At 46.0% G+C, this 2,552-nt stretch carries 3 protein-coding genes and 3 tRNA genes; all 6 read right to left on the bottom strand.

From position 1 onward, the window contains the following. Positions 1–137 precede the first annotated feature (137 nt). Positions 138–210, bottom strand: a tRNA-Gly gene (locus tag AC4E7D_RS13770). A 98-nt stretch (positions 211–308) separates the two neighbouring features. Continuing rightward, positions 309–391 (bottom strand) — tRNA-Tyr (locus AC4E7D_RS13765). Between the two features lie 26 nt (positions 392–417). Then, positions 418–491: transfer RNA gene (locus AC4E7D_RS13760), tRNA-Thr, on the bottom strand. 290 nt (positions 492–781) lie between these two features. Continuing rightward, positions 782–1,669, bottom strand: a complete 888-nt coding sequence (locus AC4E7D_RS13755) for a tyrosine-type recombinase/integrase (protein WP_490174353.1) — start codon at positions 1,667–1,669, stop codon at positions 782–784. A gap of 86 nt (positions 1,670–1,755) precedes the next feature. Further along, positions 1,756–1,950: a 30S ribosomal protein S21 gene (gene rpsU, locus AC4E7D_RS13750; protein WP_490174352.1), complete on the bottom strand. Its 195-nt coding sequence runs from the start codon at positions 1,948–1,950 to the stop codon at positions 1,756–1,758. 71 nt (positions 1,951–2,021) lie between these two features. Continuing rightward, positions 2,022–2,552 (bottom strand): acyl-CoA dehydrogenase family protein (locus AC4E7D_RS13745; protein ID WP_490174351.1); only part of this gene is annotated, 531 nt, incomplete at its 5' end.

Raw genomic sequence — 2,552 nt, 5'->3', positions numbered from 1 at the left:
AACCCGTGACCTCTTCCTTACCAAGGAAACGCTCTACCCCTGAGCTACGTCGGCTTTTTGGGTTTCACGGGTCCAAACTTTTCAGTTTTAGGCTTACTTCCCATACCAAAAACCGTAAAGCTGAACTCAATTAGTTGAGCGGGAGACCGGGTTCGAACCGGCGACATTCAGCTTGGAAGGCTGACGCTCTACCAACTGAGCTACTCCCGCAATTTTATACTTTCACTATTTCAAATAACCCCTTCCAAATCTTCTATTTTTCTTGCATATCCTTCACCCGGATATGCGACCTGGAACTTTTACCTTTGTGGGGAGAGCAGGATTCGAACCTGCGAAGGTAAAAACCAACAGATTTACAGTCTGTCCTCGTTGGCCGCTTGAGTATCTCCCCGCCCTTAGTATTTTTAGGAACATTCGAGCCGATGGAGGGACTCGAACCCACGGCCTGCTGATTACAAATCAGCTGCTCTAGCCAGCTGAGCTACATCGGCTTTTCTAGCGTTTGAACGCATAAAAAAGCCCGTCATTTCTAACGGACTGCAAATGTAGATAATTATTTTTTTAATCAAAACTATTTTTGAAAATTTTTGGATTCCATTCAAGGCTAGTGTTTTGCGTCCTTCCCACAGGTTCTACCCCCTCCAATTTGGTAGTGATTTTCAGGGGGCAATTAGGGGCCTTTTCCCTATTCCTGAACTGATTTATTTTAAAACTTGACCCTTTGCTTCCCTATTGCACCCTTCCTTTAAGTAAAATAATAGCGGGTGTGCTGTGCATACCTTTATTTGTTCCTGGGATGCGCTTTTGCATGGACCTTCTGAAGTTCGGCAATGCTGCTATGGGTATACACCTGGGTAGAAGCCAGGCTTGCGTGCCCCAGTAGTTCCTTTACCGAATTCAGATCAGCCCCCTTATTCAAAAGGTGGGTGGCAAAGGTATGGCGGAGGACATGCGGGCTCTTTTTCAGCTTGGTTGATACCTTGCCCAGCCAGGCATTGATGATGCGATAGACCAGGGTACCATATATCTTACCACCGGAGGCTGTCAGGAACAAAAATTGGGGTTCCCGGATGGTCTCCAATTCTTCCCGCTTTTTTACATATGCATCTATAAGGGATATCGTTGCGGGTAAAAGGGGAACGTAGCGTTCCTTGTTTCGCTTTCCCAGCACCTTGATGGTCCGGTGGTTGCTGTCTACATCGGCTAATTTTATGTTGATCAATTCCGATCTTCTGATCCCTGTGGTGTAAAACAGATCAATAATGAGCTTGTCTCTTGTACCTTCGAAATCCATATCAAAGGTAACTTCCCCCAACAGCTGTTCCATTTCAGTTTCAGAAAAAGGTACCTCGACCTTCTTGGGAGTTTTAAGGGCCTTATGGCGGGCCAATGGGTTATGGCTGATGACCCCAGTCCGCAAGAGAAACTTGTAATACGCTTTCAGGGAGGCGATCTTGCGATTCACCGTACGGTTGGAAAGCGGTTTGTCTATGAGGGCAACGATCCAGTTTCGTACCATAGGGTATTCCACCTGTTCCAGGTCCGTAACTTCAAAAACTTCCCCACAAAAATCCCGGAACTCTCTCACGTCCTTTTCATAGGCATTAGCAGTGTGGTGTGAATACTTCCTTTCCAGGGTGAGATAATCGATGAAGGCACGGACAGACATATTACAAAGTTAGCAAACCCAGCCTTTACACCGGAGCAAAAAAAATCCCGCAAGAGCGGGATTGTATATTATAAGGTAGGCCGGACCTAAATTTCTTCTGCGTCCTTAAGGCGCTGAATATACTGAGCCTTCTGGATCTGCTGGCGCCGTACTACGGAAGGTTTAGTAAACTGCTGGCGCCTGCGAAGCTGACGCATCTTACCTGTTCTGTCAAACTTTCGTTTAAAACGTTTTAAAGCGCGATCTATATTTTCCCCTTCTTTAACTGGTATTATTAACATAGGCTACAACCTCCTTTCTTTTAGCATTTTGCGACGGCAAATATAAAATGAATTAATGAAACCGCAACATCTTATTTTAAAATATTCTTGGCGATAACCACTTTTTGTATTTCCGTGGTTCCTTCCCCAATAGTGCACAACTTGGCATCCCGGTAAAACTTCTCCACCGGATAATCCTTGGTATACCCGTAACCCCCGTGAATCTGAACTGCTTCGTTAGCCACTTTCACACATACCTCGGAGGCATACATTTTGCACATGGCGCTGTACTTGCTCATGGGCTTGCCTTCATTTTTAAGAAATGCTGCCTTGTGGGTAAGCAACTCTGCGGCCTCGATTTCCGTGGCCATTTCAGCCAGTTTAAAGGAAATTCCCTGGAACTTGCTGATCGGTTTTCCGAACTGTTCCCGTTCCTTGGAATATTTCAGGGCGGCCTCGTAGGCGCCTTTCGCAACACCCAGTGAGAGTGCCGCGATGGAAATACGTCCACCGTCTAATATTTTCATGGATTGAATGAAACCTTCCCCTACTTCACCGACGCGATTCGCATCCGGGATCCTGCAATTATCAAAAATCAATTCCGCAGTTTCACTGGCCCGCAT

The organism is Lentiprolixibacter sp. (assembly GCF_982873095.1).
The sequence above is the reverse complement of the archived record's forward strand: the minus strand, read 5'-3'. Positions and strand labels throughout refer to the sequence as shown.